Source organism: Hoskinsella mucinilytica (assembly GCF_045223415.1).
Classification (GTDB): Bacteria; Bacillota_I; Bacilli_A; order Erysipelotrichales; family Erysipelotrichaceae; genus Hoskinsella; species Hoskinsella mucinilytica.
Map to the genome: position 1 here is coordinate 14,684 of NZ_JBEQZJ010000037.1, position 24,767 is coordinate 39,450.

The window sequence follows — 24,767 nt, forward strand, 5'->3', positions numbered from 1 at the left end:
AAATTAACTTGCTCCTAAATATTCTTCTAAGGTTAAGCCACTTGCATATACTGAAGAAGCTTGGTCCCCTAAATAGCGTACATGCCATGGTTCATACATATATCCTGTGATATTTTCTTTTCCTTGTGGGTAGCGTATGATAAAACCATATTCATGTGCGTGTTGTGCAAGCCATATTCCTGCAGGGGTTTCTCCAAATTGATAGTTTAATTCCCCAATATCAAACGCCAATCCTGTTTGATGTTCTGAATAGCCAGGTTTTGCAGAATAGCGGTTTGCCGCATCTTCTCCATCGATTGCTACATAGTTATTGTATAATGATGTCTGATAATCATAAGAACGATATCCACTAATCAAAGGCATCGAGAATCCATTTGAGGAAGCTGCATCTTGTAATTGTTTCAATGCTGTGTATGCATTAGCATCAACACCACCACCAAAAGATTTTGGCAATCCATGTTGTTTATTGACAAGTAGTATTCCGTTTACATAGTATGGTGATATTTCGCTAGTGGTCGCTCCTTTTGATGTATTATCCTTATTGGGAGTGTTTGGTGAAACTGATTGGTCTACATTTTCCTCAACATTAATGGTAAAGCTTTGTTTACTTTGGTTATTATGTTGATCCTTTGCATATACAGTAACTATGTATTTACCTGCTTTCTCACAATCAAAGTCAGTTATGATCCAATAATTTAATATTCCTTCTTCTTTAGCGTATTCTAATGCTCCATCTATGGGATCCTTTACTTCTTTGATATTATCATTAGGATCATATTTTTGTCCAAATTTTAATGTAATTAATTCTTTATTCAATTGAATGATCGGTGCTTTTGTATCTCTAACCTCGATTTCATGGGTGATTTTTTTCTCAACATGATCTTTTGTTAATATATATGTTATTTTTTGTTTTCCAATTTTGTGAACATCTATTTGCGGATAATGTTCAATATTTCCTGTCATTGCTTTTATAAGATCTTTAGATGTTAGTTCTTCTTCTCCGTATTCTATTTGTTTTATATCAATAAAGGTAATAGATAATTCATCATAAATATTATCGTTTTTTACTTTCTTATAGAGTAGAAATGCACCAGTAAAGCATAGCAAAATAAGTAAAGTAAAAATACTGATGATGATATATTTTCTTTTTACCCTAAGTTTTTGCTTCACCATAATGAACCTTCTCTCTTTATTATATTATCATACATCAAATATAATAATAAAAAAAGTAAAAAAAAGCATATGAATAAATCACATGCTTTTCATACTTATTTTACTAGTTCAATGATAGCCATTGGAGCAGCGTCCCCGCGACGTACTCTAGTCTTAATAACTCTAGTATATCCACCATTACGGTCTTTATATGCAGGTCCGATTTCATCAAACAATTTTTGTAAAGCAGTTTGTCCTGTTTTTTCATCAACTACAATATCACGAACGTAGCTTGCAGCCTGACGACGAGCGTGCAGGTCACCACGTTTTGCTAATGTGATCAGTTCATCAACAACACTACGAAGCTCTTTTGCTTTCATCTCAGTTGTTTCAATCTGTCCATATGCGATTACGGATGTAGCCATGTTACGTAACAATGCTTTACGGTGATCGGCTTTACGTCCTAATTTACGATTCCACATTGGTATTTAACCTCCTTAGCGATTTTATTCGTATGATTTAAAGCTTAAGCCTAAATCATAGATCTTATCTTTAACTTCTTTTAATGATTTCTTACCTAAGTTTCTTACACGCATCATTTCATCTTCTGTTTTCTGTGTCAGCTCTTCAACAGTCTGAATACCTGCACGTTTTAAACAGTTATAAGAACGAACGGATAAGTCAAGATCTTCAATCATCATCACAAGTCCTTTGTTCTGTACTTCTCCCTGTGCTTCCTTCATTACAGAATCCATATCATTTACTGCTTCATCAACACTTGTCAATAATTCTAAATGATCGATAAGTATTTTTGATGAAAGAGCTAAAGATTCTGCAGGTGAAATAGAACCATCAGTCCATACTTCTAGAACAACTCTATCATAATTAGCGTTCTGCCCAACACGAGTAGGCTCTACATTATAGGCAACCTTCTCGATTGGAGTATAGATAGAATCAGTATAAATGATTCCTAAAGGCTGGTTAGGTGTCTGATACAGTTGTTTGTTCGTGTCTGCATTCACATAACCACGTCCAATACGAGCCTGCAATTCCATTTCTAACATTCCGCCTTCTTCCAGAGTACAAATGTGTAAGTCTTTGCTTAAAATTTCTACTCCTTCAGGACAGATGATGTCAGCGCCAGTCACATCACCAGGACCTTGTTTAGAAATTCTCAATGTATAAATTTCATCATCTTGAATTTCCATAACAAGTGTTTTGATATTTAAAATGATTGTCGTTACATCTTCTACAATTCCAGGGATTGCAGTAAATTCGTGATAAACACCATCAACTTTAATTGAAAATACAGCGCCCCCTGGTAAAGAGGAGAGCAAAACACGTCTTAGTGCATTCCCAATAGTTGTTCCAAAACCTCTTTCCAGAGGCTCAAATACAAACTTACCGTAATGTTCTGAATCAATATATTCTCTTACTTCAAAATGTGCACGTTCGAATTTTTGCATACGTTTACCTCCTCAGATTTATAGGTTAATGATTAACCACGTGGTCGTTTAGGTGGACGACAACCGTTGTGAGGAATTGGAGTTACATCGTTGATCATTGTAATTTCAAGTCCTGCTACCTGCAATGCTCTTACAGCCGCTTCACGTCCAGGTCCTGGACCTTTCACGTTTACAGAGATTGTTTTCATACCGTTTTCTATTGCTGCTTTACCTGCAGCTTCTCCAGCCATCTGTGCAGCAAAAGGAGTGGATTTACGAGAACCCTTGAATCCTAATGCTCCAGCACTTGACCATGCTACAGCGTTTCCATTTTCATCAGTAATAGTAACGATGGTATTGTTAAATGTTGAGTGGACATGAGCACATCCACGCGCAATATTCTTACGTGCCTTACGTTTACGAGCGCCGGCTTTTACATTCTTTGCCATATTTTACTTCCTCCTATCGTCCTATTTCTTTTTGTTTGCTACGGTACGAACTGGACCTTTACGCGTACGAGCATTTGTTTTAGTACGTTGACCGCGAACTGGCAATCCTTTTCTATGACGGATTCCACGGTAGCATCCGATTTCCATTAAACGTTTGATATTTAATGCTGTTTCACGACGTAAATCACCTTCAACTTTGATTCCATCGATTTCGTTACGGATTGCATTTACCTGTTCTTCAGTTAAATCTTTTACACGAGTATCTTCGCTGATACCTGTTTTTGCTAGAATCTGTTCCGCTGTTGTGCGTCCGATTCCGTAAATATACGTTAATGACACTACGACGCGCTTGTCGCGTGGTAAGTCAACACCTGCAATACGAGCCATTTTACATTACACCTCCATTAGTTTCCTTGTCTTTGTTTGTGTTTTGGATTTTCGCAAATAACCATGACACGGCCTTTACGTTTGATAATGCGGCACTTATCGCATATTGGTTTGACAGATGGTCTTACTTTCATGCGTTTTCCTCCTTAAATTCACGACTTATTTGTGTCGGAATGTGATACGCCCACGTGTTAAATCATATGGTGAAATTTCTACAGTTACACGATCCCCTGGTAAAATGCGGATGTAGTTCATGCGGATTTTACCAGAAACGTGAGCCAGAATTTCGTGTCCGTTCTCCAGTTTCACCTTGAACATTGCGTTTGGCAGAGTATCTATAACTACTCCGTCAATTTCAATAACATCTTGTTTACCCATTATCTGGACGTTCCTCCTTATTTAGTGTTGTGAGTATTTCATACCCGTTTTTTGTAATGACAATCGTATGTTCATAATGGGCTGATAGGCTTTTATCTTTACTGATGACGCCCCAGCCGTCCGCTAATACTTTTGTCTGTGGTCTGCCCGCTAGAACCATCGGTTCAATCGCAAACGTCATACCTTCTTTTAACAGAATACCATGACCTGCCGGACCAAAATTTGGAACTGTCGGATCTTCATGGACAGAAGTTCCAATACCATGACCTGCATAATCGCGTGGAATCGAATATCCATGTGCATACACATATTCACCGATTGCATGCGATATATCAGTTAAATGATTCCCAGCTTTTGCCTGTTTTAAACCTTCATATAAAGATTCCTCACTAATGCGCAGTAGGTTTTGTACTTCCTTACTGACATTACCTACAGCGTATGTCCATGCTGAGTCTCCATGGTACCCATGATAACAGGCACCGATATCTACTGAAACAATGTCTCCGTCCTGTAAAATAGTATTATCTGGAATACCATGTACTAGAACGTTGTTTACTGAGACACATGCAGCTGCCGGAAATCCATACAAACCTTTAAAAGATGGATAAGCATCATTGGCCAAAATCACATCTTCAACGATCTGATTGATCTGCTTTGTAGAGATTCCCGCTATGATTGTATCATAAATTGCTTTATGTGCCAATGCTACAATTCTTCCAGCTTGTCTCATGTTCTCAATTTCTTGGTCTGTCTTACACCGAATCATCTATTTCTCCAAGGCAGCCAAGACATCAGCCCAAACATTTTCGATTTTCTGACCAGCATCTATATGTTCAACAATTCCCTTTTCATCATAGTAATCTAAGACAGGAGCTGTTTGAGAGCTATATTCTTCTAATCTTACTGTTAGGCTTTCAACTGTATCATCTTTACGCTGATACAATTCTCCACCACATTTATCACAGATACCATCCACTTGTGAAGGATGATTTGTGACGTGATAGATTTCTCCACATTCCTTACATAAACGACGTCCTGTGACACGTGATGCAAGTTCGTTGAAATCAATTTCCATCGCAATAACTTTGTCAATTGCCAAATCAGTTCCCTGACTTAACTCATCAAAAGCTTTTGCTTGATCTAAAGTTCTAGGATAACCATCCAATAAGAAACCATTTTTCTTATCTTTTAGTTTTTCCAAATAACTCTTTACCATATTGTTTACAACTTCATCAGGAACAAGCAATCCCTTATCCATATAACTTTGTGCTAAATTTCCAAGTTCTGTCTTGCTACTGATTTCACTACGGAAGATATCTCCCGTAGAAATGTGGTTTACATTGAATTTTTCAACAATTTTTGATGACATGGTACCTTTTCCAGCACCAGGTCCTCCCATAATTAGAATATTCATACGAGTTCACCTTCTATCGTTGTAAGAATGAACTGTAGGATTTTTGAGTCAGTCTTCCTTCGATCTGTTTCACAGTTTCCATTGCAACACCGACTACGATGATGATTCCAGTACCACCTATTCCCATTGAGGAAGGTAGATTTAATCCAGGAATTAATGGAAGAGCATGTGGTAATACAGCCACAAAGGCTAAACCAAGAGATCCTAATACAGTGATTCTATTTAATACCTTATTAATATACTGTTTTGTTTCAGATCCTGGGCGAATACCTGGAATATAGGTTCCGCTTTTCCCAAGATTTTCTGCAATTTTTTCCGGATCTATTTGCAAGTGTGTATAGAAGAAGGTGAATAATATGGTTAATATAACATATAATAGCAAACTTACTGGAGTCTGCATACCTAAGAAATATTCCAAAGTATCTACCCAACCTGCACTTGTAAACATTCTAATGATCTGTAATGGAGCAACCATCAATGCGGAAGCAAAGATAACCGGAATAACGCTTGCACTATTGATTTTCAGTGGAAGGTATGTCATATCCTTTTTCCTTGCTGCTACTGTACTACTTGTATATTGAATTGGTATCTTTCTTTCCGCTGTTTGCATCCAAACAACAAAAATGATGATAAATAAATATGCAAGAATGTACAGTGAGAACATCAATACTCCATTAAAGGTAGCAGAGCTACTACTTGTATCAACCATTGTTTGCCATGCAGTTTGAAACTGATGAGGCAAACGAGCAATGATACCAGCAGCAATCAGCATGGATACACCATTACCAATTCCCTTCATAGAAATACGATCACCAATCCATAACAGGAACATACTTCCTGCTGTAAGAATTGTTGCAATATAAAGTATGGTAGATAGAGAACTTCCTCCAACAATCAAACTTGTATATTGTTTTGAAAACCCATATACCATTGTTGATGCTTGAAAGAATCCTAATACAACAGCTAAATAGCGTGTATATTTATCAATCTGCTTTCTACCAGTTGCGCCACCCTTGGATAGTTCTGTCAAAGCAGGAACTACATCCATGGAAAGCAATTGAATAATGATGGAAGCAGTGATATAAGGCCCAACACCTAACGCAAAGATAGATAATTGTTCTAATCCACCACCACCAAGCAAGTTGATCATAGCAAATAGGGAGCTGTCTTGCAATCCTGCAACCAGTTCTTTCGTGTCTACACCAGGAACTGTGATTGCCGTTCCAAAACGGAAAATAAACAGCATTGCAAGAGTAAAGAGAATTCTTTTACGAATCTCTTTATTCTTCAACATGCCCTTTAAGGTGCCAAACATATTAGATAACCTCTGCTTTTCCGCCTGCTTGCTCAATAATAGTTAAAGCTGATTTAGAGAATTTATTAGCTTTTACAGTTAATTTCTTTTCCAATTCACCTTCACCTAAAATCTTAATTCCATCTAATTCTTTTTTAACTAATCCAGTTTCGATTAACAATTCTGGAGTTACTTCTGTACCATCTTCAAAACAGTTTAGACTTGCAACATTTACAATTGCAAATACTTTACGGTTGAAGTTTGTAAAACCTCTCTTAGGTAAACGTCTTGCTAAAGGAGTCTGTCCACCTTCAAAACCTAAGCGTACTCCGCCACCTGATCTTGCGTTCTGACCTTTATGTCCTTTACCAGCAGTTTTACCATTACCTGAACCATGTCCACGTCCGATACGTTTCTTATTGGTTCTAGCACCTTCTGTATAACTCATTTCATGTAATTTCATGTTCAATTCCTCCTATTAACCGCGAATTTCTTCTGGTTTTTTACCACGGAGACGAGCAATATCTTCGATCGTTTTCAGATCTTTCAATGCTGCAATCGTAGCACGCACCATGTTGATTGGAGTACGGCTTCCTAAACATTTAGAAAGAATGTCGTTGATTCCTGCAAGTTCCAATACGGCACGAACAGGTCCACCAGCGATAACTCCGGTACCTTCAGAAGCAGGGCGAAGGAAGATTTCTCCAGCACCATATGTTCCAGTGATTTCGTGAGGAATAGTAGTTCCTACAACAGGCACTGTAAAGACATTTTTCTTAGCATCCTCGATAGCCTTTTTGATTGCATCAGGAACTTCGTTTGCTTTTCCTGTACCAAAGCCAACACGGCCTTTTTTATCACCGATAACAACTAAGGCAGCAAAACGGAAACGACGTCCACCTTTTACTACTTTTGTTACACGGTTAATGGTTACAACGCGTTCTTCAAATTCTTTTTCAGCATCGCGATTTCTTCTTGGTTTACGTTCCATTCGCATAACCTCCTAAAATTTCAATCCGGCTTCTCTAGCCGCATCAGCTAATGCTTTTACTCTACCTGTGTACACATATCCACCACGGTCGAATACAACATTTGTGATATTTGCTGCTACAGCACGTTTTGCAATTTCTGCACCAACTGCTTTTGCAGCCTCCACGTTACCACCATTAGCGATTTTCATATCTACACTGCTGGCAGCAACCAAAGTTTTTCCATTTACATCGTCAATGATCTGCGCATGAATGTGCGTATTTGAACGGAAAACGTTCAGGCGGGGACATTCAGGAGTACCACTGATTTTGGTACGAACACGTACGTGACGACGAATTCGTTCGTCATTTCTAGATACTTTCTTAAGCATTGTTCAATTTCTCCTTTCCCACTATTTCTTACCTGCTGTTTTACCTTCCTTACGACGGACATGTTCGCCTTTGTAGCGAATACCTTTTCCTTTGTAAGGTTCTGGTTTTCTGACAGCACGTACATTTGCAGCGAATTCACCAACGCGTTGTTTGTCAATTCCTGTTACTTTGATATCAGTTGCAGAAGGACATTCAACCTTTAATCCTTCTTCAATTTCAAATTCAACTGGGTGAGAATAACCAACATTTAATGTTAATTTTTTTCCACTTATAGCAGCACGGAAACCAATACCAACCAATTCAAGATCTTTTGTAAATTCATTGGTAACACCTTCTACCATATTGTTCAATAAAGCACGAGTAGTACCGTGTAACTGTTTTGTGTGTTTTTGCTCGTTTGGACGAGTTACTGTTAATGCATCCCCATCAATCTGGATTCCCAGATCAGGGTTAAACTGACGAGTTAAAGTTCCTTTAGGACCTTTAACAGTCACCTCATTCCCTTCAGCAATTGTAATTTCAACGCCAGCAGGAATGGTAATCGTTTTATTACCGATACGTGACATATTCTTTCCTCCGTATATTTATGCGATTACCAAATGTAAGCGATGACTTCACCGCCAACATGTTTAGCTTTCGCTTCTTTATCTGTCATTAGACCGTGAGATGTAGAGATAATTGCAATTCCTAATCCGTTTAATACACGAGGGATGCTATCCACTTTAGCGTATACACGTAAACCAGGTTTTGAAATTCTCTTTAATCCACTGATTACTTTTTCATTGTTAGGACCATATTTTAGCGTGATAGTGATTGTTTTCTTAACATCACCCTCTGTGCTGTAATCTGTAATGAATCCTTCATTTTTCAAAATCTTTGCGATTTCTTTTTTCTCTTTATTTGCAGGGATTTCTACTGTTTCGTGACGAGCCTGAACTGCGTTACGAATTCTAGTAAGCATATCTGCAATCGGATCTGTCATTATCATCATGACTGTATTCCTCCTATCTGATTACCAACTTGCCTTTTTTACACCCGGGATCTGGCCTTTATAAGCTAGTTCACGGAAGCAAATACGGCATAGTTTGTATTTACGTAAAACTGAGTGAGGACGGCCACAACGTTCACAACGTGTGTACTCACGCACCTGGAACTTTTGAGGACGTTTAGATTTATTGATCATCGCTTTTTTTGCCATATTTCAAGTCCTCCTATTTCTTGAAAGGCATACCTAATTCTTCAAGTAATGCCTTAGCTTCTTCGTTTGTTTTTGCTGTAGTAACGATAACTACATCCATACCACGTACTTTATTAACTTTATCGTAGTTGATTTCAGGGAAAATCAGCTGTTCTTTTACACCTAATGTGTAATTTCCACGTCCATCGAAAGATGTAGCTGATACTCCACGGAAGTCACGAACACGTGGCAAAGAAATGTTCATAAGCTTATCTAAGAAATCGTACATTTTTTCTTTTCTTAGTGTAACCTTACATCCAATTGGCATACCTTCACGCAATTTGAAGTTTGCAATTGATTTTTTTGCTTTTGTTACAACTGGTTGTTGCCCAGTGATTTGTGCAAGTTCAGCAACAGCTTCTTCTAACAGCTTAGGATTTGCAATTGCTTCACCAACACCCATGTTGATTACGATTTTTTCAACAGCAGGAACTTCCATAACTGATTTATAGTTAAACTTCTTCATCATGTTAGGTACTACTTCCTCTGTGTATCTTTTATTTAGGCGGTTCATCTTTTAACCTCCCCTACTTAACAGTAGCGCCAGTCTTTTTGTAGACGCGTACTTTCTCTGTATTGCCTTTTTTGTCAGTTTCGAATTTGATACCAACACGGCTAGCTTTTTTTGCTTTTGAATCGTAAGCCATAACATTAGATACATGGATAGGAGCTTCCTTCTCAATGATTCCACCATCTGGATTCTGCTGAGTTGGTTTCATATGTTTTTTAACAATATTAACCCCTTCTACGATTACTTTGTTTTCCTTAGGGAAAACCTTTGTTACTTCTGCAACAGTGCCCTTGTAAGCACCTGTAATAACTTGAACCTTATCACCTTTTTTGATTTTCACAAAGACACCTCCTTATAGTACTTCTGGTGCCAAAGATACAATTTTCATGAAATCTTTGTCACGAAGTTCTCTTGCCACAGGCCCGAAAATTCTGGTACCACGTGGTGTTTTATCATCCTTAATTAGGACAACTGCATTGTCATCAAATTTAATGTATGTTCCATTGTCACGACGAACGCCACGTTTTGTACGAACGATAACACCTTTGACAACATCACCTTTTTTTACAGTTCCACCAGGAGCAGCCTGCTTAACAGCACAGACAACGATATCCCCGATGTTTGAAAACTTTCTAACGCTTCCACCTAAACAACGGATAACTAATACTTCTTTAGCACCTGTGTTGTCAGCGACGCGTAATCTACTTTCATTCTGGATCATGAATGTCTACCTCCTAGCGCCTACAGCTGTACAGCTTTTTCAACGATTTTCACTAGACGGAAACGTTTTGTAGCAGACAATGGACGAGTTTCCATAATATCTACTCTATCTCCGATTCTAGCTTCATTATTTTCGTCATGAGCTTTGAATTTTTTAGAATATTTAACACGTTTGCCATATAATGGATGAACTTTCTTAGTTTCTACAACTACAGTAATTGTTTTATCCATTTTATCGGAAACGACAGTTCCACGATATACTTTACGGTTAGATCTTTCCATAACTTAGTGATCCTCCTTAATCCTGGTTACTAAGCTCACGCTCAGTTAACACGGTTTTCATACGAGCAATATCTTTTTTCACAGTTTTCATACGTGCTGTGTTAGCCAACTGCCCTGTTGCTTGTTGGAAACGAAGATTAAAAAGTTCATCTTTAAGCGCTTCGATCTCTTGTAAAATTTCAGTGTTGCTTTTTTCTCTGATCTCTTTCGCTAACATAATTACTTCTCTCCTTTTCTAACAACAAATTTTGTTTTTACTGGTAATTTATGAGAAGCCAAACGGAATGCTTCACGTGCAACTTCTTCATCAACACCTGCAATTTCAAACATCATACGACCTGGTTTTACAACTGCTACCCATCCTTCAGGAGCACCTTTACCAGAACCCATACGTACTTCAAGAGGTTTTTTCGTAACTGCCAAGTGAGGGAAGATACGAATCCAAACTTTACCACCACGTTTCATATAACGTGTCATGGCAATACGAGCAGCTTCAATCTGGCGGTTTGTAATATAAGCACCAGTATCAGCCATTAAACCATATTCACCAAAAGATACTTCACGACCTGCTTTTGCGCGTCCTTCGTAGCTCAAACGGTGAGGTCTTCTATATTTTGTTCTCTTAGGCATCAACATAATTTAGTTTCCTCCTTCCGCTTTCTTAGGAGCAGCTCCTGCTGCAGCATTGTTGTTTCTCTGGTTATTTCTATTACCACGGTTATCTCCACGGTTGTTACGACGATTGTTTCTACGACGATCGTTCATGTTATTCTTTGGTGCTTCTGGCTCAGTTACCATCTGTCCAGGCAATACTTCACCACGACAAATCCAAACTTTCACGCCTAAACGTCCATAAGTCGTACTAGCTTCTTCCCAAGCATAGTCGATATCTGCACGCAATGTATGCAAAGGAACAACACCTTCAGCATAACCTTCAGTACGAGCCATATCAGCTCCTCCCAAACGTCCGCTAACAGCAGTTTTGATACCTTTTGCACCAGCTCTCATCGTTCTCTGAATTGCTTTTTTCTGAGCAGTACGGAATGATGCACGCTGTTCTAACTGGTCTGCAATGCTTCTTGCTACAAGTTTAGCATCCAAATCAGGGTTGGCAATCTCAAGAACTTTGATGTAGATGTTCTTGCCACCTGTTAATTTTTCCAGTTTTTTCTTTAAACCTTCGATGTTTTCTCCGTTCTGTCCAATTACAACACCTGGACGAGCAGTACGGATCATAATTTCAACACGGTTTTTAGAACGTTCAATTTCAACTCTTGAAACGCTTGCTGCTTTTAATTCAGCAAACAGGAATTCACGAATCTTTACATCTTCTAGTAATAAATCGGCATAATCCTTGTCAGCGTACCATCTTGACTCCCAGTCACGAATGACACCAACACGTAATCCGATCGGACTAACTTTCTGTCCCATGGGCTACCTCCTTAATCACGCTCGTCAACCACTACGGTAATGTGGCTGGTGCGTTTGTGGATTGCACTTGCAGATCCTTTAGCACGTGGCATAAAACGCTTTAAAGTTACACCTTCATTAGCGTAGCATGCTTTCACGTATAATTTTTCTTCATCCATATCATTGTTATTTACTGCGTTAGCTACTGCAGATTTCAACACCTTACCAATTGCTTCTGCCGCAACGTTTGGTGTGAACTTTAAGATAGCAGCTGCTTCAGCAGCATCTTTCCCACGAATCAAATCGATAACAATACGAGCTTTTCTAGGTGGGATACGTAATGTTTTCGCTGTTGCTTTTACTTCCATTTTAACGTTTCCTCCTTATCGTTTTGCTTTCTTGTCATCATCGCCATGCCCACCATATTTGCGGGTTGGCACGAATTCGCCAAGTTTGTGACCTACCATATCTTCTGTTACATAGACAGGCAAGTGTTCTTTCCCGTTGTAAACGGCAAATGTATGTTCCACAAAGTCTGGGAAAATTGTTGAACGACGTGACCAAGTTTTAATAACTTCTTTTTTACCAGCTGCATTCAATGCTTCCACTTTCTTCATCAAGTGGTCATCACAGAATGGGCCTTTTTTCAAACTACGACTCATTTTTCATTTCCTCCTTTGCCTATTTGCCATTACGACGACGAACGATTAGTTTCGTTGAAGCCTTCTTAGTGTTACGAGTCTTGACACCCATAGCTTTTTTGCCCCATGGAGTCATTGGAGATTTACGTCCTACTGGAGTACGTCCTTCACCACCACCATGAGGGTGATCGTTAGGGTTCATAACAGAACCACGAACAGTTGGGCGAACACCTTTCCAACGCATACGTCCAGCTTTACCATAGTTAACAAGACTGTGGTCTTCGTTTCCTACGATACCGATCGTAGCACGACAATTAGACAAAATTTTACGAACTTCACCAGAAGCTAAACGTACAGTAGCGTATTTATCTTCAATACCCAAAATCTGTGCGCTTGTTCCAGCTGAACGAGCTAACTGTCCACCTTTACCAGGTTTTAACTCGATGTTATGAATGAAAGTTCCTTCTGGGATATCTTTCAATTCCAAAGAGTTACCAACCTTGATATCAGCACCTTTACCAGATAAGATTGTAGTTCCTACAGTCAAACCCTTAGGTGCGATGATGTAACGTTTTTCACCATCTGCATAATTCACTAATGCAATATTTGCAGAACGGTTTGGATCGTATTCAATTGTTGCTACTTTAGCAGGGATACCATCTTTATTTCTTTTGAAATCGATGATACGGTAGCTTCTCTTGTGTCCACCACCCTGATGGCGAGTTGTAATACGTCCGTTGTTGTTACGTCCACCTTTGCTTTTCAAAGGGGCTAACAAACTTTTTTCAGGCTTGTCACAAGTAATTTCTTCTCTTGACAGGCTTGTCATCCCACGACGACCAGGAGTGGTCGGCTTATACTTCTTAATTGGCATGTGTCAATTTCCTCCTTACGCAATATTTATTCAGGAAATAGCGTGCTTCTTCCTGATCTTATTTAGCTTCTTCGTCAGAGCCAAATAAATCGATATCCTGTCCCTCAGCGATTTTTACATATGCTTTACGAACAGCTTTCGTTTTTCCAACGTATTTACCCATTCTTTTTTCTTTAGGCTTTACGTTGACGATGTTTACTTTTTCAACATCTACACCGAAGACTTTTTCTACGGCTTGTTTTACAAGAACTTTGTTAGCTCCTTTTTTTACTTCAAATGTCACCAAATTGTTTTCATCCATATATCTCATTGTCTTTTCAGTAATGATAGGACGAACAATAATATCTTTATAGTTATCCATTATGCAAGTGCCTCCTCAACATCTTTTACAGCAGCTTCTGTAAAGACGATTTTGTTAGCATTTACGATATCGTAAACATTGATTCCATCTGCAGTCAACATCATCATTGTTGGGATGTTTCTCATACTTAGGAATGCATTTTCAAAATCTTCACCTTCAGATACTACGAATAATGTTTTCTTAGGTGCGTTGATGTTAGTGATAATTTCATTGAATGCTTTAGTTTTAGGTGCTTCCAACTCAAATTTATCAACAACGCTCATTGCGTTTTCTGCAACTTTTTCAGATAAAACTGATTTTAGTGCAAGACGACGAACTTTTTTGTTAAGTTTGTAGCTATAGCTTCTTGGAGTAGGACCAAATACAATTCCTCCACCTCTCCACTGTGTAGCACGAATGGAACCTTGACGAGCACGTCCAGTTCCTTTTTGACGCCAAGGCTTACGTCCACCACCACGTACTTCTGTACGGTTTTTAGTGTCATGTGTTCCCTGACGAGCTGATGCACGCTGCATAACGATTGCATCGAAGATACATTGCTGATTTGGCTCGATGCCAAATACTGTATCGGCAAGAGTAATTTCGTGTAGCTCTTTACCAGCTTGGCTTAATACGACCATCTTAGGCATCTTTTATTCCTCCTCTTTCGTGTAGTCTACTAAAGTGACAGCCTCACTGTTTCCTTTAGAAGTTTTTGCAGACTGTACCATAACCAATCCACGTTTTGGTCCAGGCACATTTCCTTTGATTAATAGGTAGTTGTTTTCAACATCAACCTTGATTACTGTAAGATTCTGATTAGTGGTTCTGTATCCACCTTCTTGACCAGCCATCATAGTTCCCTTTAAGATTTTACCCTGTCTAGAAGTAATACCATTTGTAGCAAGAGAACCGATGTGTCTGTGATGTCCTGAACCATGGCTCTTAGGACCGATTTTCGCATTGTTACGAACGATTGTTCCCATGAAACCTTTACCTTTGCTAGTTCCAATAACATCAACTGTTTCACCAGCGCTGAAGATATCAACCTTCACTTCATCCCCTAAGTTCAAATCAGCAAATTCGCTATCACGAACTTCTCTGATAAATCTTTTAGGAGCTGTATTTGCTTTCGCAGCGTGACCAGTATTTGGTTTTGTACTGCGAGTTTCTTTTACATCTTCAAAACCTAACTGTACAGCTTCGTATCCATCGTTTTCCACTGTTTTTTTCTGTAATACGACATTTGGACAAGCTTCTACTACTGTAACTGGAATCAATGTTCCATCTTCAGTAAAAACCTGAGTCATACCAAGTTTACGTCCTAGAATACCTTTCATGATGTCACCTCCATTACAGCTTAATTTCGATGTCAACACCACTTGGCAGTTCTAGACGACTCAATGAATCGATAGTTTCTGCTGTAGGTCCGACAATCTCAATTAAACGTTTGTGAGTTCTGATCTCGAATTGTTCACGAGAATCTTTATACTTGTGTACCGCACGCAGGATAGTTACTACCTGCTTTTCAGTTGGAAGAGGTACTGGTCCAACAATCTTTTTTGCACCGTGAGCTTGTGCTGCCTGAACGATCTTTTCTGCAGATGCATCTAAGATTCTGTGTTCGTAGGCTTTTAAGCGAATTCTTACGCTATTTTTCTTTGCCATGAATAATCTCCTTTCGTCTATATAGATTATAGACTCGCTCGATGCGAATTCCCTGACCGGCTGTTCATGACAACGCCTTTCAGTGGGTCAGCAACCTCGCATGTCCTTGCGGTCGTGATAATATTTTAACACATACAAATATTGAATACAACCCCTATTTTAGGCTTTTTTTCACAATTTTCGCCCTAAACAAAAGGTTTTATTGTATACGTTCTATTTTGTATATAACCTCATTTTCTGTATACGCTTACATTGTTTTTTTATCGCAAAACCAATAAAAAAAGAGGATTTTTTTATCTTTTCCTCTTTCAAAAACTAAAGATCATGATAAATTGGACACATTTTTTCATATGTACAGAATGTCTCAAAGCCCAATGCCTTGACATCTTCTTTTATTTCCTGAATGTGGTATCCAACGTGTTCTTGTTTATGAATATCACTACCAAAAGTGAGAATCTTGCCACCCAAGTCCTTATATAATCTTAAAATATCTCGACAAGGCGTTAAATCATGTAATCCATAGCGCTCATTACTTGTGTTAATCTCAAGTCCTTTTCCATCCTGGATCACTAACTTCAATATTTTTGTTAGAATATCCTTCGTTTCACTGAAAGGATAAATACCTGCTTTATCATCCCGTTTAATTGCATCTAAATGTCCTAAAACACTATAATTCTTATATTGTTTCATTACATCAAGAATTTCCTGATAATAAGCTAGATTATACTCACGCTGTGTTTTTCCTTTTTGAAAATCTTGAGTCCAAAACTCCAGATCATTGACCTGATGACAGGATAAAATGACGAAATCGAAATCATTGTGTTTAAAATCTCTTTCATATTGAGCTATGGTATGTGTTTGCATACCAAACTCTATTCCATATTTCAAATTAATTCGATTGCCGTATAATTTTCTACAACGATCAAATTCTTGGCGATATGTTGTATAAAATAATTCATTATAGAATTTTATTCCATGATCAACATGCTCTGTAAAACAAATTTCGTCTAAACCTAGGTAAATTGCTCTGTTTACTAATTCCTCCATTGGATAAATAGAATCATCACTAAAACTGGTATGCATATGGTAATCTGAGAACATCATCATTCTCCTTATGTTAATCCGGTAAATATTGCTTTAAATGCTCAGCAGGAGTTGTATCTTCCCATTTTACATTCAAATCATCTCTGCCGAAATGCCCGTAAGCTGCAAGTTGTTTATATTGAGGCTTTCTCAATTCCAAAGTTTTGATGATTGAAGTTGGACGAAGATCAAATTCTTTTCGTACGATATCTGCGATTTCTTCATCTTTTAGCTTTCCTGTACCAAAAGTATCAACCAATACACTAACAGGATGAGCAACACCGATTGCATATGCAAGCTGAACTTCGCATTTATTTGCTAATCCTGCTGCTACAATATTTTTAGCAACATAGCGTGCCGCATAAGCAGCGCTTCTATCTACTTTTGTAGGATCCTTACCTGAAAAAGCACCTCCACCATGACGAGCCATTCCACCATAAGTATCAACTATAATCTTTCTTCCAGTCAATCCGCTATCACCTTGAGGCCCACCAATTACAAATCTTCCAGTTGGATTAATATAAACCTTAGTGTCTTCGTCCATCATAGATGGATCAATTACTGCATCAATCACATAGTTTTTTAAATCCTTGCGAATGGTATCTAAACTAACTGCCTCAGAATGCTGAGTAGATATTACGATGGTATCAACTCGTATCGGACGATCATTTTCATATTCTACAGTAACCTGAGTTTTCCCATCCGGACGAAGATAATCCACAACGCCATCCTTTCTGATTTTTGTAAGTTGCTTTGCCAGTCTATGTGCCAATGATATTGGAAGTGGCATGAATTCAGGCGTTTCATCACAAGCATAGCCGAACATCATTCCCTGATCACCAGCACCATTATTTTCTTCTCCACCTTCTTTTGTTTCCATAGAATGGTCTACACCCATTGCTATATCTCCAGATTGTTCATCAATGGTAGTCAACACAGAACAAGTTGTTCCATCAAAACCGTATTTAGCACGATCGTAGCCGATTTCCAAAACAGTATTTCTTGCGATACTAGGAATATCTACATAACAATTTGTTGAGATTTCTCCCATGATCATGACCATACCAGTTGTACAGCATGTTTCACAAGCAACACGTGCCATAGGGTCTTTTTCTAAAATTGCATCTAATACTGCATCTGATATCTGATCACAAATTTTATCAGGATGACCCTCTGTAACCGATTCTGAAGTAAAATATTGTTTATTTAACATTGCATTGTCCTTCTTTCTTCATATAACACATCTATTATCTTCTATCTCTTTCTAGATTACAAGTCTCATAGAAAAGAAGATAACTTTTTTTGCTATCTCCTTATATTATTAGGCTCTTTTTAAATGCAAACGCTCTACAAGTATCGGAACCAACAACATTCCTGCAATCATTGTTGCTATCATATATGGTGCATTATATATGATTGATCCCCATAAGGTTGTTTCCCACACGATCACACCACCTATCGTATGACTTAAAAAACGTAGAAAATTTGTTATCAATACCCCACTATAAAAATATTTATAGTTAGGGAACAGACTTGCAAGACCATACACACTGAATGCAACTAGGTAATCTAATAGGAATCCTAATATTTGAGGAATGTACATTGGGCCTGTAACAAATTGAATCAATACAGAAATAAGTCCAACAAATGTTGCCTTCATCCAACCCAAGTGATAACTGCAAACGAGTAAAGCGATGGTAGATATACCAATAGAGCCACCATTTGGCATTCGCAAAAATGGAATCATATTAGTAAAATAATCAAGAACCATGAATAACGCCGCATAAAAAGCCATAAAAACCAAATCTAATGTAGTCACCTTTTTCATAAAAAAACACCTCCATGAGGCGTAAGTAAACAAATCTATCAATTCTAGATCTGACTCCCTACGCTAGTATAAACTAGATCAGGTCATAAGGGTATTTCTCAGCCCAAGGGCACCCCTGTCATGACGTTATAAATTATACACTAAATAAAGGAATATGCAAATACATTGTTAAAAAAAAAAAGCATCAGCGAAATTGCCGATGCTTTTAATGTTTTTTTATTACTCGATGATTTCAGTAACGTTTCCTGAACCTACAGTACGTCCACCTTCACGAATTGAGAATTTTGTGTTGTTTTCGATAGCGATTGGAGCAATCAATTCAACAGTCATTTCAATGTTGTCACCAGGCATAACCATATCTGTACCTTCTGGAAGAGTGATAACACCAGTAACGTCAGTTGTACGGAAGTAGAACTGAGGACGGTAGTTAGTTACGAATGGAGTGTGACGTCCACCTTCTTCTTTTGTCAAGATATAAACCTGAGCCTTGAATTTAGTGTGAGGGTGTACTGATCCTGGTTTTGTTAGAACCTGTCCACGCTGGATTTCATCACGGTTGATACCACGAAGCAATGCTCCGATGTTATCTCCTGCTTGAGCGATATCCAACTGTTTACGGAACATTTCCAAACCAGTTACAACAGTCTTACGAGTGTCATGGATACCAACGATTTCAACTTCTTCACCTAATTTAACTTCACCACGTTCAACACGTCCAGTAGCAACGGTTCCACGTCCTGTGATAGTCATAACATCTTCTACAGACATCAAGAAAGGTTTGTCAGTTTCACGCTGAGGATCTGGTACATATGCATCTACTGCTTCCATCAATTCGTGGATAGCACCAACATATTTTTCGTCACCTTCAAGAGCTTTCAATGCTGAACCACGGATAACTGGAGCATTGTCTCCGTCAAATCCGTACTCAGAAAGAAGTTCACGAACTTCCATTTCAACAAGGTCGATCAATTCTTCATCGTCAACCATGTCACATTTGTTCAAGAATACAACGATGTAAGGAACACCTACCTGACGAGCAAGCAAGATGTGCTCACGAGTCTGAGGCATAGGACCATCAGATGCAGCAACTACAAGGATAGCACCATCCATCTGAGCAGCACCAGTGATCATGTTTTTAACGTAGTCAGCGTGGCCTGGGCAGTCAACGTGTGCATAGTGACGAGTAGCAGTCTGATACTCAACGTGTGCAGTGTTGATTGTAATTCCACGTTCTTTTTCTTCTGGAGCTCCATCGATTGCATCATAAGCTTTTGCTTCAGCCATACCGTCTTTTGAAAGAACGTTAGTGATTGCAGCAGTTAAAGTTGTTTTACCGTGGTCAACGTGTCCGATAGTTCCAATGTTAACATGTGTTTTGGAACGGTCAAATTTTTCTTTAGCCATTTTTAAATTTCCTCCTAATTTATAGTTTTCATGTATATTCTAATTCAAAGTTTTTATAAAAGCAACAATTAATTTTCAGAACTGTTGTTTTTAACAATTTTTTCAGCAATACTCTTAGGAACTTCACTATAGTGATCAAATTTCATAGAATAATTTCCACGTCCCTGAGTGAATGAACGAAGGTCAGTTACATAACCAAACATTTCTGACAATGGGATGTGTGCTTTTACGATGATCGCATTTCCTCTTTCTTCCTGGTCAATAATTGCACCACGACGAGAGCTTACGTCACCCATAACGCTACCTAAATATTCATTAGGTGCTGTTACTTCAACTTCCATAACTGGTTCCAAGATAACTGGTTTACATTTTTTGGCAGCAGCTTTTAAAGCCATAGAAGCCGCAATCTTATAAGCCATTTCACTTGAATCGACATCATGGTAAGATCCATCGAACAATGTAGCTTTAATATCGATTACCGGATAACCTGCAATGATACCATTCTGCAATGCATCTTCTAGACCTTCACCAGTTGGTTTTACATACTCACGAGGTACGCTTCCACCAACAGTGGCATCAACGAATTCAAATCCTTTACCTTCTTCTTGAGGTTCAAATCTGATCCATACGTGTCCATACTGTCCACGACCACCTGACTGTTTGATGTATTTACCTTCACACTCAGCAGCTTCACGAATTGTTTCACGGTAAGCAACCATTGGTTGACCAACATTTGCTTCTACCTTGAATTCACGTTTTAGACGGTCAACGATGATGTCTAGGTGAAGTTCACCAACACCGGCGATGATGGTCTGACCTGTTTCTTGATCTGTATAAGTTTTGAAAGTTGGATCTTCTTCTGCAAGTTTTGCAAGGGCAAGACCCATTTTATCCTGGTCAGCTTTTGTTTTAGGTTCCAAAGACAGTTCGATAACTGGTTCTGGGAATTCCATGCTTTCCAATACAACTGGGTGATCTTCTGCACACAGAGAATCTCCAGTAGTAGTTACTTTTAAACCAACGGCAGCAGCGATGTCACCGGCATAAACTTCTTCGATTTCTTTACGAGAATTTGCATGCATCTGAACGATACGTCCAAAACGCTCTCTCTTACCTTTTGTTGAGTTTAATACATAACTTCCTGATTTAGCAGTACCTGAGTACACACGGAAGTATGATAATTTACCAACGAATGGGTCTGTAGCAATCTTGAAAGCCAATGCAGCAAATGGTTCTTCATCACTTGCATGACGCTCAACTTCTTCACCGTTTTCCAAAGTACCCTTAATAGCAGGAATATCTAATGGAGAAGGCAAGTAATCAACAACTGCATCCAAAACCATCTGAACACCTTTGTTTTTATATGCAGAACCACATAATACAGGGAAGAAATCACCAGCACAAACAGCGATACGAAGAACACGTTTAATCTCTTCAATGCTTGGTTCTTCACCTTCTAATATTTGCATCATGAAGTCTTCATCGTAATCTGCAAGATATTCTAACAGTTTTGCACGATATTCTTCACATAAATCTTTTAAATCTTCAGGCACTTCAGAAATCTGAATTTCAGTACCTAGGTCATTGGTATAAACCTCTGCCTTACGTTCAATGATATCTACGATACCAGTGAATGTAGATTCTGCTCCAATAGGAAGCTGAATTGGGCAACTCTTAGCACCTAAACGATCAACGATCGTACGGCAACTCATTAAGAAGTCAGCACCAGTTGCATCCATTTTGTTACAGAATACGATTCTTGGAACACCATAAGTTGTTGCCTGACGCCAAACAGTTTCTGTCTGAGGTTCAACACCAGCTTTTGCATCCAATACGGTAACCGCACCATCTAATACACGTAGAGAACGTTCAACCTCAACAGTGAAGTCAACGTGACCTGGTGTATCGATAATGTTGATACGGTGTCCCTTCCAAGCTGCTGTTGTCGCAGCGGAAGTAATCGTAATACCACGTTCCTGTTCCTGTGCCATCCAGTCCATTGTAGAAGCTCCATCATGAGTTTCCCCAATTTTATGATTAACACCTGTATAATACAGGATACGTTCTGTTGTAGTAGTTTTTCCGGCATCGATATGAGCCATGATACCAATATTACGAGTATTTTCAAGTGAATATTCACGTGGCATAATGGTTCTCCTCTCTTACCAGCGGTAGTGAGCAAATGCTTTATTAGCTTCTGCCATCTTGTGAGTGTCTTCACGTTTCTTCACAGATGCACCAGTTCCATTAGCAGCATCCATGATTTCAGCAGCTAATCTTTGCTCCATTGTTTTTTCATTTCTTAAACGAGCGTAGTTTACGATCCAACGAAGACCTAATGTCAAACGTCTTTCAGCAGAAACTTCTACTGGGACCTGGTAGTTTGCACCACCAACACGACGAACTTTAAGTTCCAATAATGGCATAACGTTTTCTAGAGCTTTCTCGAAAACTTCCATTGGTTTTTCATTTGTTTTAACTTCAATAATATCAAACGCATTGTAAAGGATCTTTTGAGCAACCCCTCTTTTTCCATCAATCATGATTTTGTTGATTAAACGAGTAACCAGCTTGGAGTTGTAAATTGGATCTACTAATACATCACGTTTTGCTATATGTCCTTTTCTAGGCATTTTTATTTCCTCCTTTCACAATTGACTATTTCTTAGCTTCTTTTGGTTTTTTAGCTCCGTATAGAGAACGGCTCTGATTACGGTTAGCAACACCAGCACAGTCCAATGTACCACGAATAATATGGTAACGAACACCTGGTAGGTCCTTAACACGTCCTCCACGAATCATAACAACGCTATGCTCCTGTAAGTTATGACCGATACCTGGGATGTAAGCAGTAACTTCCATTCCATTACTTAAACGTACACGGGCATACTTACGTAACGCTGAGTTTGGTTTTTTAGGTGTCATTGTTCCGACACGAGTACATACTCCACGTTTCTGAGGTGCACTTAAGTTAGTAGGACGTCTCTTTAAGGAGTTATATCCTCTATTCAGAGCTGGTGACTTAGAAACATTCACGCTCTGTTCACGACCTTTACGAATTAATTGGTTAATTGTTGGCATAATATCCTCCTTTCACAAACACACATTTCCGGGTGTGTCATTTTGAAGTGTAAATTTAGTTCCCATCATCTGGGAACCATTAAAAATCCACTTGCTTTTCTATGATAATTCATATTGAGGCCTATTGTCAATACTTTTTTTGTTTTTTTTTAGTTTTTTTGCCTTTGTATATCTGTTGACTGTTTTTTATAGAATCTAATTTGGCAAAGAAGAATTTACTCTTCAACTGAGCTTTTGTTATCAACATGATGATAAATAGTAAAACAAGTAATAAAAGAGCTTTTTTATCCATTAGTATCTTAGCTAAGTGAAATGAATATATATCTTATGACCTTTTTTAAGATGACTTCATATTCTATATATAAACATCAATTTTTCACTTTATCTCTTCTTAACTATGATTTTATAAGAGAAATTGAACGATACTTAAATCATACACATACTTTACGAATTCATATGTTTAAATGGGTAAATAGGTAAAAATCCAAGCAAGCTCCCAATGATAAATGGAACAATCCATCCAAGACTTAAATCATAAAAAGGCAACATGTGCAACATCTCTGATATACCTTCCAATGCAATGCCTGCATTTTCTAATCCATTGAAAAAGGAAATTATAAATGTGAATAACATACCTAAAATATAAACGGATTTCCTATGTTTTATGAGCTGTTTGCAGAAAGACAATAAAATCAAAGATACTGTTACAGGATATATCATAATAAGAATAGGAAGACTGATTTCTATTAATTGACTCAATCCAATGTTAGAAATAATAAAGCTAAAGATACAAACCAATGCTGAAATCTTTTTGTATGATATATTGGGCAAAAGTTTATGAAAATAATCAGCAAATGAAGTAGTAAGTCCAATAGAAGTGGTTAAGCAAGCGAAAAGCACTGCAATTCCAAGGATAATACCCCCTACACTTCCGAATAATTGGTTTGTCAGAGCATGAAGTAATGCTCCCCCATTTGTAAATGAAGTCATCGTAGAGGCACCAACATAACTCAACATGAAATAAACAAGAGCAAGAAAGCCTGCAGCTCCGAGACCTGCTAAAATGGTATATTTAGCGATTGTCTTTTTATCTTTAACTCCAAAATTTTTGATGGCATTAATTACTATGATTGAAAATGCTAAGCCTGCTGGTCCATCTAGAGCATTATAACCTTCAATCATTCCTTGAAATAACGGAATTGAGGCATAAGCACCTTGTGGTTCGGAAATCTTACCGATGATTCCTTCTCCACCTTTTACTACTGTAAGTACTGTTGAAAAAAAGATCAGGAGAATACTAATCAGTAAAAAAGGTGTCAACGCTTTTCCTACTACATCTACGATTTTATTTGGATTACTACTTAAATAATAAGTAACAAGAAAAAACATTGCTGTAAATAAAATAGAAAAAAGTGTTTTATTTCCGGATCCGATATAAGGCAATGCTGCTAGTTCAAAAGATACACTTCCTGTACGAGGCAGGGCAAATAACGGACCAATCAATAAATAAACACCTATTGAAAGAAATACAGCGAATTTTTTTCCAACCAAGTTACCTAAATCAGTCATTGAATCACCAACTAATACTACGGCAGTAACACCAAGAATTGCGATTCCTGCATCTGTTAAAATAAATCCTAATAGAGCACTAAGATAATTTGTACCAGCTAATTGCCCCATAGCTGGGGGAAATATCATATTACCCGCACCAAAGAAAATAGCGAATAAGGTCAAAGAAACAGATAAAATTTGTTTTATAGATAATTTTTTCATATAGTTCTCCAATCATTCAAGCAGCATAATCATAT

General features: G+C 38.2%; 38 protein-coding genes and 1 riboswitch. All 38 genes read right to left on the reverse strand.

What is annotated here, in order from left to right; genetic code table 11:
* Nucleotides 1-3 precede the first annotated feature (3 nt).
* Nucleotides 4-1,173: a M15 family metallopeptidase gene (locus UGRO018_RS13265; RefSeq protein WP_416326976.1), complete on the reverse strand. Its 1,170-nt coding sequence runs from the start codon at nt 1,171-1,173 to the stop codon at nt 4-6.
* A gap of 95 nt (nt 1,174-1,268) precedes the next feature.
* Nucleotides 1,269-1,634 (reverse strand): 50S ribosomal protein L17, encoded by a 366-nt coding sequence (gene rplQ, locus UGRO018_RS13270; RefSeq protein ID WP_416326977.1) that lies wholly within the window; start codon nt 1,632-1,634, stop codon nt 1,269-1,271.
* 24 nt (nt 1,635-1,658) lie between these two features.
* Nucleotides 1,659-2,618 (reverse strand): DNA-directed RNA polymerase subunit alpha, encoded by a 960-nt coding sequence (locus UGRO018_RS13275; protein ID WP_416326978.1) that lies wholly within the window; start codon nt 2,616-2,618, stop codon nt 1,659-1,661.
* 32 nt (nt 2,619-2,650) lie between these two features.
* Nucleotides 2,651-3,046: a 30S ribosomal protein S11 gene (rpsK, locus tag UGRO018_RS13280; RefSeq protein WP_416326979.1), complete on the reverse strand. Its 396-nt coding sequence runs from the start codon at nt 3,044-3,046 to the stop codon at nt 2,651-2,653.
* Nucleotides 3,047-3,067: 21 nt separating this feature from the next.
* A complete protein-coding gene (rpsM, locus tag UGRO018_RS13285; RefSeq protein ID WP_416326980.1) occupies nt 3,068-3,433 on the reverse strand; it encodes a 30S ribosomal protein S13 in 366 nt (121 codons plus the stop codon).
* Between the two features lie 17 nt (nt 3,434-3,450).
* Nucleotides 3,451-3,567: a 50S ribosomal protein L36 gene (gene rpmJ, locus UGRO018_RS13290; RefSeq protein ID WP_008979808.1), complete on the reverse strand. Its 117-nt coding sequence runs from the start codon at nt 3,565-3,567 to the stop codon at nt 3,451-3,453.
* 25 nt (nt 3,568-3,592) lie between these two features.
* Nucleotides 3,593-3,811, reverse strand: a complete 219-nt coding sequence (gene infA / locus UGRO018_RS13295; RefSeq protein ID WP_416326981.1) for a translation initiation factor IF-1 — start codon at nt 3,809-3,811, stop codon at nt 3,593-3,595.
* Nucleotides 3,804-4,577, reverse strand: a complete 774-nt coding sequence (gene map / locus UGRO018_RS13300) for a type I methionyl aminopeptidase (protein ID WP_416326982.1) — start codon at nt 4,575-4,577, stop codon at nt 3,804-3,806. Before map ends, infA begins: the two co-directional genes overlap by 8 nt.
* Nucleotides 4,578-5,225 (reverse strand): adenylate kinase, encoded by a 648-nt coding sequence (locus UGRO018_RS13305; protein ID WP_416326983.1) that lies wholly within the window; start codon nt 5,223-5,225, stop codon nt 4,578-4,580.
* A 13-nt stretch (nt 5,226-5,238) separates the two neighbouring features.
* Nucleotides 5,239-6,540 carry a preprotein translocase subunit SecY gene (secY, locus tag UGRO018_RS13310; RefSeq protein WP_416326984.1) on the reverse strand — a complete coding sequence of 434 codons (1,302 nt, stop codon included), beginning with the start codon at nt 6,538-6,540 and terminating at the stop codon, nt 5,239-5,241.
* Nucleotide 6,541: 1 nt separating this feature from the next.
* On the reverse strand, nt 6,542-6,982 hold the full coding sequence (rplO, locus tag UGRO018_RS13315) for a 50S ribosomal protein L15 (RefSeq protein WP_416326985.1): 441 nt from the start codon (nt 6,980-6,982) through the stop codon (nt 6,542-6,544).
* A gap of 15 nt (nt 6,983-6,997) precedes the next feature.
* The gene (rpsE, locus tag UGRO018_RS13320) at nt 6,998-7,510 is read right to left on the reverse strand and encodes a 30S ribosomal protein S5 (RefSeq protein WP_416326986.1); all 513 of its coding nucleotides are present in this window, start codon (nt 7,508-7,510) and stop codon (nt 6,998-7,000) included.
* Between the two features lie 12 nt (nt 7,511-7,522).
* Nucleotides 7,523-7,879 (reverse strand): 50S ribosomal protein L18, encoded by a 357-nt coding sequence (rplR, locus tag UGRO018_RS13325; RefSeq protein ID WP_416326987.1) that lies wholly within the window; start codon nt 7,877-7,879, stop codon nt 7,523-7,525.
* Nucleotides 7,880-7,900: 21 nt separating this feature from the next.
* Nucleotides 7,901-8,446 (reverse strand): 50S ribosomal protein L6, encoded by a 546-nt coding sequence (gene rplF / locus UGRO018_RS13330; protein WP_416326988.1) that lies wholly within the window; start codon nt 8,444-8,446, stop codon nt 7,901-7,903.
* 26 nt (nt 8,447-8,472) lie between these two features.
* Nucleotides 8,473-8,868 carry a 30S ribosomal protein S8 gene (rpsH, locus tag UGRO018_RS13335; RefSeq protein ID WP_416327009.1) on the reverse strand — a complete coding sequence of 132 codons (396 nt, stop codon included), beginning with the start codon at nt 8,866-8,868 and terminating at the stop codon, nt 8,473-8,475.
* A 24-nt stretch (nt 8,869-8,892) separates the two neighbouring features.
* Nucleotides 8,893-9,078: a type Z 30S ribosomal protein S14 gene (locus tag UGRO018_RS13340; RefSeq protein WP_416326989.1), complete on the reverse strand. Its 186-nt coding sequence runs from the start codon at nt 9,076-9,078 to the stop codon at nt 8,893-8,895.
* 13 nt (nt 9,079-9,091) lie between these two features.
* On the reverse strand, nt 9,092-9,631 hold the full coding sequence (gene rplE / locus UGRO018_RS13345) for a 50S ribosomal protein L5 (RefSeq protein WP_416326990.1): 540 nt from the start codon (nt 9,629-9,631) through the stop codon (nt 9,092-9,094).
* 13 nt (nt 9,632-9,644) lie between these two features.
* Entirely contained in the window at nt 9,645-9,968 is a 324-nt protein-coding gene (gene rplX, locus UGRO018_RS13350) for a 50S ribosomal protein L24 (RefSeq protein ID WP_416326991.1), read from the reverse strand.
* A gap of 12 nt (nt 9,969-9,980) precedes the next feature.
* Nucleotides 9,981-10,349 (reverse strand): 50S ribosomal protein L14, encoded by a 369-nt coding sequence (rplN, locus tag UGRO018_RS13355; protein ID WP_117443703.1) that lies wholly within the window; start codon nt 10,347-10,349, stop codon nt 9,981-9,983.
* Nucleotides 10,350-10,369: 20 nt separating this feature from the next.
* Nucleotides 10,370-10,630 (reverse strand): 30S ribosomal protein S17, encoded by a 261-nt coding sequence (gene rpsQ / locus UGRO018_RS13360; RefSeq protein ID WP_416326992.1) that lies wholly within the window; start codon nt 10,628-10,630, stop codon nt 10,370-10,372.
* A 16-nt stretch (nt 10,631-10,646) separates the two neighbouring features.
* Nucleotides 10,647-10,847 (reverse strand): 50S ribosomal protein L29, encoded by a 201-nt coding sequence (gene rpmC / locus UGRO018_RS13365; protein ID WP_416326993.1) that lies wholly within the window; start codon nt 10,845-10,847, stop codon nt 10,647-10,649.
* A gap of 2 nt (nt 10,848-10,849) precedes the next feature.
* Nucleotides 10,850-11,266, reverse strand: a complete 417-nt coding sequence (rplP, locus tag UGRO018_RS13370) for a 50S ribosomal protein L16 (protein ID WP_416326994.1) — start codon at nt 11,264-11,266, stop codon at nt 10,850-10,852.
* 3 nt (nt 11,267-11,269) lie between these two features.
* Nucleotides 11,270-12,061, reverse strand: a complete 792-nt coding sequence (rpsC, locus tag UGRO018_RS13375) for a 30S ribosomal protein S3 (RefSeq protein WP_416326995.1) — start codon at nt 12,059-12,061, stop codon at nt 11,270-11,272.
* 11 nt (nt 12,062-12,072) lie between these two features.
* The gene (gene rplV, locus UGRO018_RS13380) at nt 12,073-12,408 is read right to left on the reverse strand and encodes a 50S ribosomal protein L22 (RefSeq protein ID WP_117453391.1); all 336 of its coding nucleotides are present in this window, start codon (nt 12,406-12,408) and stop codon (nt 12,073-12,075) included.
* 15 nt (nt 12,409-12,423) lie between these two features.
* Nucleotides 12,424-12,702, reverse strand: coding sequence for a 30S ribosomal protein S19 (gene rpsS / locus UGRO018_RS13385; RefSeq protein WP_416326996.1), 279 nt, complete (start codon nt 12,700-12,702; stop codon nt 12,424-12,426).
* Between the two features lie 19 nt (nt 12,703-12,721).
* On the reverse strand, nt 12,722-13,555 hold the full coding sequence (rplB, locus tag UGRO018_RS13390) for a 50S ribosomal protein L2 (protein WP_416326997.1): 834 nt from the start codon (nt 13,553-13,555) through the stop codon (nt 12,722-12,724).
* Between the two features lie 58 nt (nt 13,556-13,613).
* Nucleotides 13,614-13,916, reverse strand: a complete 303-nt coding sequence (gene rplW, locus UGRO018_RS13395) for a 50S ribosomal protein L23 (protein WP_416326998.1) — start codon at nt 13,914-13,916, stop codon at nt 13,614-13,616.
* Nucleotides 13,916-14,545, reverse strand: coding sequence for a 50S ribosomal protein L4 (rplD, locus tag UGRO018_RS13400; RefSeq protein ID WP_416326999.1), 630 nt, complete (start codon nt 14,543-14,545; stop codon nt 13,916-13,918). Before rplD ends, rplW begins: the two co-directional genes overlap by 1 nt.
* A 3-nt stretch (nt 14,546-14,548) precedes the next feature.
* A complete protein-coding gene (gene rplC, locus UGRO018_RS13405) occupies nt 14,549-15,235 on the reverse strand; it encodes a 50S ribosomal protein L3 (protein WP_416327000.1) in 687 nt (228 codons plus the stop codon).
* Nucleotides 15,236-15,248: 13 nt separating this feature from the next.
* Nucleotides 15,249-15,563, reverse strand: a complete 315-nt coding sequence (gene rpsJ / locus UGRO018_RS13410; protein ID WP_117453385.1) for a 30S ribosomal protein S10 — start codon at nt 15,561-15,563, stop codon at nt 15,249-15,251.
* 315 nt (nt 15,564-15,878) lie between these two features.
* A complete protein-coding gene (locus UGRO018_RS13415) occupies nt 15,879-16,664 on the reverse strand; it encodes a histidinol-phosphatase HisJ family protein (RefSeq protein WP_416327001.1) in 786 nt (261 codons plus the stop codon).
* 16 nt (nt 16,665-16,680) lie between these two features.
* Nucleotides 16,681-17,859 carry a methionine adenosyltransferase gene (gene metK, locus UGRO018_RS13420; protein WP_416327002.1) on the reverse strand — a complete coding sequence of 393 codons (1,179 nt, stop codon included), beginning with the start codon at nt 17,857-17,859 and terminating at the stop codon, nt 16,681-16,683.
* 108 nt (nt 17,860-17,967) lie between these two features.
* Nucleotides 17,968-18,474, reverse strand: coding sequence for an energy-coupled thiamine transporter ThiT (locus tag UGRO018_RS13425; RefSeq protein ID WP_416327003.1), 507 nt, complete (start codon nt 18,472-18,474; stop codon nt 17,968-17,970).
* Between the two features lie 38 nt (nt 18,475-18,512).
* A riboswitch (TPP riboswitch) is annotated at nt 18,513-18,601 on the reverse strand.
* A 92-nt stretch (nt 18,602-18,693) separates the two neighbouring features.
* Complete coding sequence (gene tuf / locus UGRO018_RS13430; protein ID WP_416327004.1) at nt 18,694-19,878, reverse strand: elongation factor Tu; 1,185 nt, start codon at nt 19,876-19,878, stop codon at nt 18,694-18,696.
* 68 nt (nt 19,879-19,946) lie between these two features.
* Nucleotides 19,947-22,025 (reverse strand): elongation factor G, encoded by a 2,079-nt coding sequence (gene fusA / locus UGRO018_RS13435; RefSeq protein WP_416327005.1) that lies wholly within the window; start codon nt 22,023-22,025, stop codon nt 19,947-19,949.
* Between the two features lie 15 nt (nt 22,026-22,040).
* The gene (rpsG, locus tag UGRO018_RS13440; protein ID WP_416327006.1) at nt 22,041-22,511 is read right to left on the reverse strand and encodes a 30S ribosomal protein S7; all 471 of its coding nucleotides are present in this window, start codon (nt 22,509-22,511) and stop codon (nt 22,041-22,043) included.
* Between the two features lie 25 nt (nt 22,512-22,536).
* On the reverse strand, nt 22,537-22,959 hold the full coding sequence (gene rpsL / locus UGRO018_RS13445) for a 30S ribosomal protein S12 (RefSeq protein WP_416327007.1): 423 nt from the start codon (nt 22,957-22,959) through the stop codon (nt 22,537-22,539).
* Between the two features lie 444 nt (nt 22,960-23,403).
* Nucleotides 23,404-24,732, reverse strand: a complete 1,329-nt coding sequence (brnQ, locus tag UGRO018_RS13450) for a branched-chain amino acid transport system II carrier protein (protein ID WP_416327008.1) — start codon at nt 24,730-24,732, stop codon at nt 23,404-23,406.
* Between the last annotated feature and the right edge of the window lie 35 nt (nt 24,733-24,767).

Excerpts from the sequence above, each read along its gene's own strand:
- rplO (WP_416326985.1), bottom strand. The coding sequence starts at position 6,982 with ATGAAATTACATGAAATGAGTTATACAGAAGGTGCTAGAACCAATAAG.
- rpsM (WP_416326980.1), bottom strand. The coding sequence starts at position 3,433 with ATGGCTCGTATTGCAGGTGTTGACTTACCACGCGACAAGCGCGTCGTA.
- fusA (WP_416327005.1), bottom strand. The coding sequence starts at position 22,025 with ATGCCACGTGAATATTCACTTGAAAATACTCGTAATATTGGTATCATG.
- rplD (WP_416326999.1), bottom strand. The coding sequence starts at position 14,545 with ATGCCTAAGATGGTCGTATTAAGCCAAGCTGGTAAAGAGCTACACGAA.
- rpsE (WP_416326986.1), bottom strand. The coding sequence starts at position 7,510 with ATGGAACGTAAACCAAGAAGAAATCGCGATGCTGAAAAAGAATTTGAA.
- brnQ (WP_416327008.1), bottom strand. The coding sequence starts at position 24,732 with ATGAAAAAATTATCTATAAAACAAATTTTATCTGTTTCTTTGACCTTA.
- rplQ (WP_416326977.1), bottom strand. The coding sequence starts at position 1,634 with ATGTGGAATCGTAAATTAGGACGTAAAGCCGATCACCGTAAAGCATTG.
- rplC (WP_416327000.1), bottom strand. The coding sequence starts at position 15,235 with ATGAAAGGTATTCTAGGACGTAAACTTGGTATGACTCAGGTTTTTACT.
- rpsG (WP_416327006.1), bottom strand. The coding sequence starts at position 22,511 with ATGCCTAGAAAAGGACATATAGCAAAACGTGATGTATTAGTAGATCCA.
- rpsC (WP_416326995.1), bottom strand. The coding sequence starts at position 12,061 with ATGGGACAGAAAGTTAGTCCGATCGGATTACGTGTTGGTGTCATTCGT.
- rpsS (WP_416326996.1), bottom strand. The coding sequence starts at position 12,702 with ATGAGTCGTAGTTTGAAAAAAGGCCCATTCTGTGATGACCACTTGATG.
- rpsJ (WP_117453385.1), bottom strand. The coding sequence starts at position 15,563 with ATGGCAAAGAAAAATAGCGTAAGAATTCGCTTAAAAGCCTACGAACAC.
- rplE (WP_416326990.1), bottom strand. The coding sequence starts at position 9,631 with ATGAACCGCCTAAATAAAAGATACACAGAGGAAGTAGTACCTAACATG.
- rplV (WP_117453391.1), bottom strand. The coding sequence starts at position 12,408 with ATGGAAGTAAAAGCAACAGCGAAAACATTACGTATCCCACCTAGAAAA.
- rpmC (WP_416326993.1), bottom strand. The coding sequence starts at position 10,847 with ATGTTAGCGAAAGAGATCAGAGAAAAAAGCAACACTGAAATTTTACAA.
- rpmJ (WP_008979808.1), bottom strand. The coding sequence starts at position 3,567 with ATGAAAGTAAGACCATCTGTCAAACCAATATGCGATAAGTGCCGCATT.
- rpsK (WP_416326979.1), bottom strand. The coding sequence starts at position 3,046 with ATGGCAAAGAATGTAAAAGCCGGCGCTCGTAAACGTAAGGCACGTAAG.
- rplF (WP_416326988.1), bottom strand. The coding sequence starts at position 8,446 with ATGTCACGTATCGGTAATAAAACGATTACCATTCCTGCTGGCGTTGAA.
- rplN (WP_117443703.1), bottom strand. The coding sequence starts at position 10,349 with ATGATCCAGAATGAAAGTAGATTACGCGTCGCTGACAACACAGGTGCT.
- rpsQ (WP_416326992.1), bottom strand. The coding sequence starts at position 10,630 with ATGGAAAGATCTAACCGTAAAGTATATCGTGGAACTGTCGTTTCCGAT.
- UGRO018_RS13305 (WP_416326983.1), bottom strand. The coding sequence starts at position 5,225 with ATGAATATTCTAATTATGGGAGGACCTGGTGCTGGAAAAGGTACCATG.
- UGRO018_RS13425 (WP_416327003.1), bottom strand. The coding sequence starts at position 18,474 with ATGAAAAAGGTGACTACATTAGATTTGGTTTTTATGGCTTTTTATGCG.
- UGRO018_RS13275 (WP_416326978.1), bottom strand. The coding sequence starts at position 2,618 with ATGCAAAAATTCGAACGTGCACATTTTGAAGTAAGAGAATATATTGAT.
- rplR (WP_416326987.1), bottom strand. The coding sequence starts at position 7,879 with ATGCTTAAGAAAGTATCTAGAAATGACGAACGAATTCGTCGTCACGTA.
- UGRO018_RS13415 (WP_416327001.1), bottom strand. The coding sequence starts at position 16,664 with ATGTTCTCAGATTACCATATGCATACCAGTTTTAGTGATGATTCTATT.
- rplW (WP_416326998.1), bottom strand. The coding sequence starts at position 13,916 with ATGGATAACTATAAAGATATTATTGTTCGTCCTATCATTACTGAAAAG.
- rpsH (WP_416327009.1), bottom strand. The coding sequence starts at position 8,868 with ATGATAATGACAGATCCGATTGCAGATATGCTTACTAGAATTCGTAAC.
- infA (WP_416326981.1), bottom strand. The coding sequence starts at position 3,811 with ATGGGTAAACAAGATGTTATTGAAATTGACGGAGTAGTTATAGATACT.
- UGRO018_RS13265 (WP_416326976.1), bottom strand. The coding sequence starts at position 1,173 with ATGGTGAAGCAAAAACTTAGGGTAAAAAGAAAATATATCATCATCAGT.
- rplB (WP_416326997.1), bottom strand. The coding sequence starts at position 13,555 with ATGCCAATTAAGAAGTATAAGCCGACCACTCCTGGTCGTCGTGGGATG.
- UGRO018_RS13340 (WP_416326989.1), bottom strand. The coding sequence starts at position 9,078 with ATGGCAAAAAAAGCGATGATCAATAAATCTAAACGTCCTCAAAAGTTC.
- secY (WP_416326984.1), bottom strand. The coding sequence starts at position 6,540 with ATGTTTGGCACCTTAAAGGGCATGTTGAAGAATAAAGAGATTCGTAAA.
- rpsL (WP_416327007.1), bottom strand. The coding sequence starts at position 22,959 with ATGCCAACAATTAACCAATTAATTCGTAAAGGTCGTGAACAGAGCGTG.
- map (WP_416326982.1), bottom strand. The coding sequence starts at position 4,577 with ATGATTCGGTGTAAGACAGACCAAGAAATTGAGAACATGAGACAAGCT.
- metK (WP_416327002.1), bottom strand. The coding sequence starts at position 17,859 with ATGTTAAATAAACAATATTTTACTTCAGAATCGGTTACAGAGGGTCAT.
- tuf (WP_416327004.1), bottom strand. The coding sequence starts at position 19,878 with ATGGCTAAAGAAAAATTTGACCGTTCCAAAACACATGTTAACATTGGA.
- rplP (WP_416326994.1), bottom strand. The coding sequence starts at position 11,266 with ATGTTGATGCCTAAGAGAACAAAATATAGAAGACCTCACCGTTTGAGC.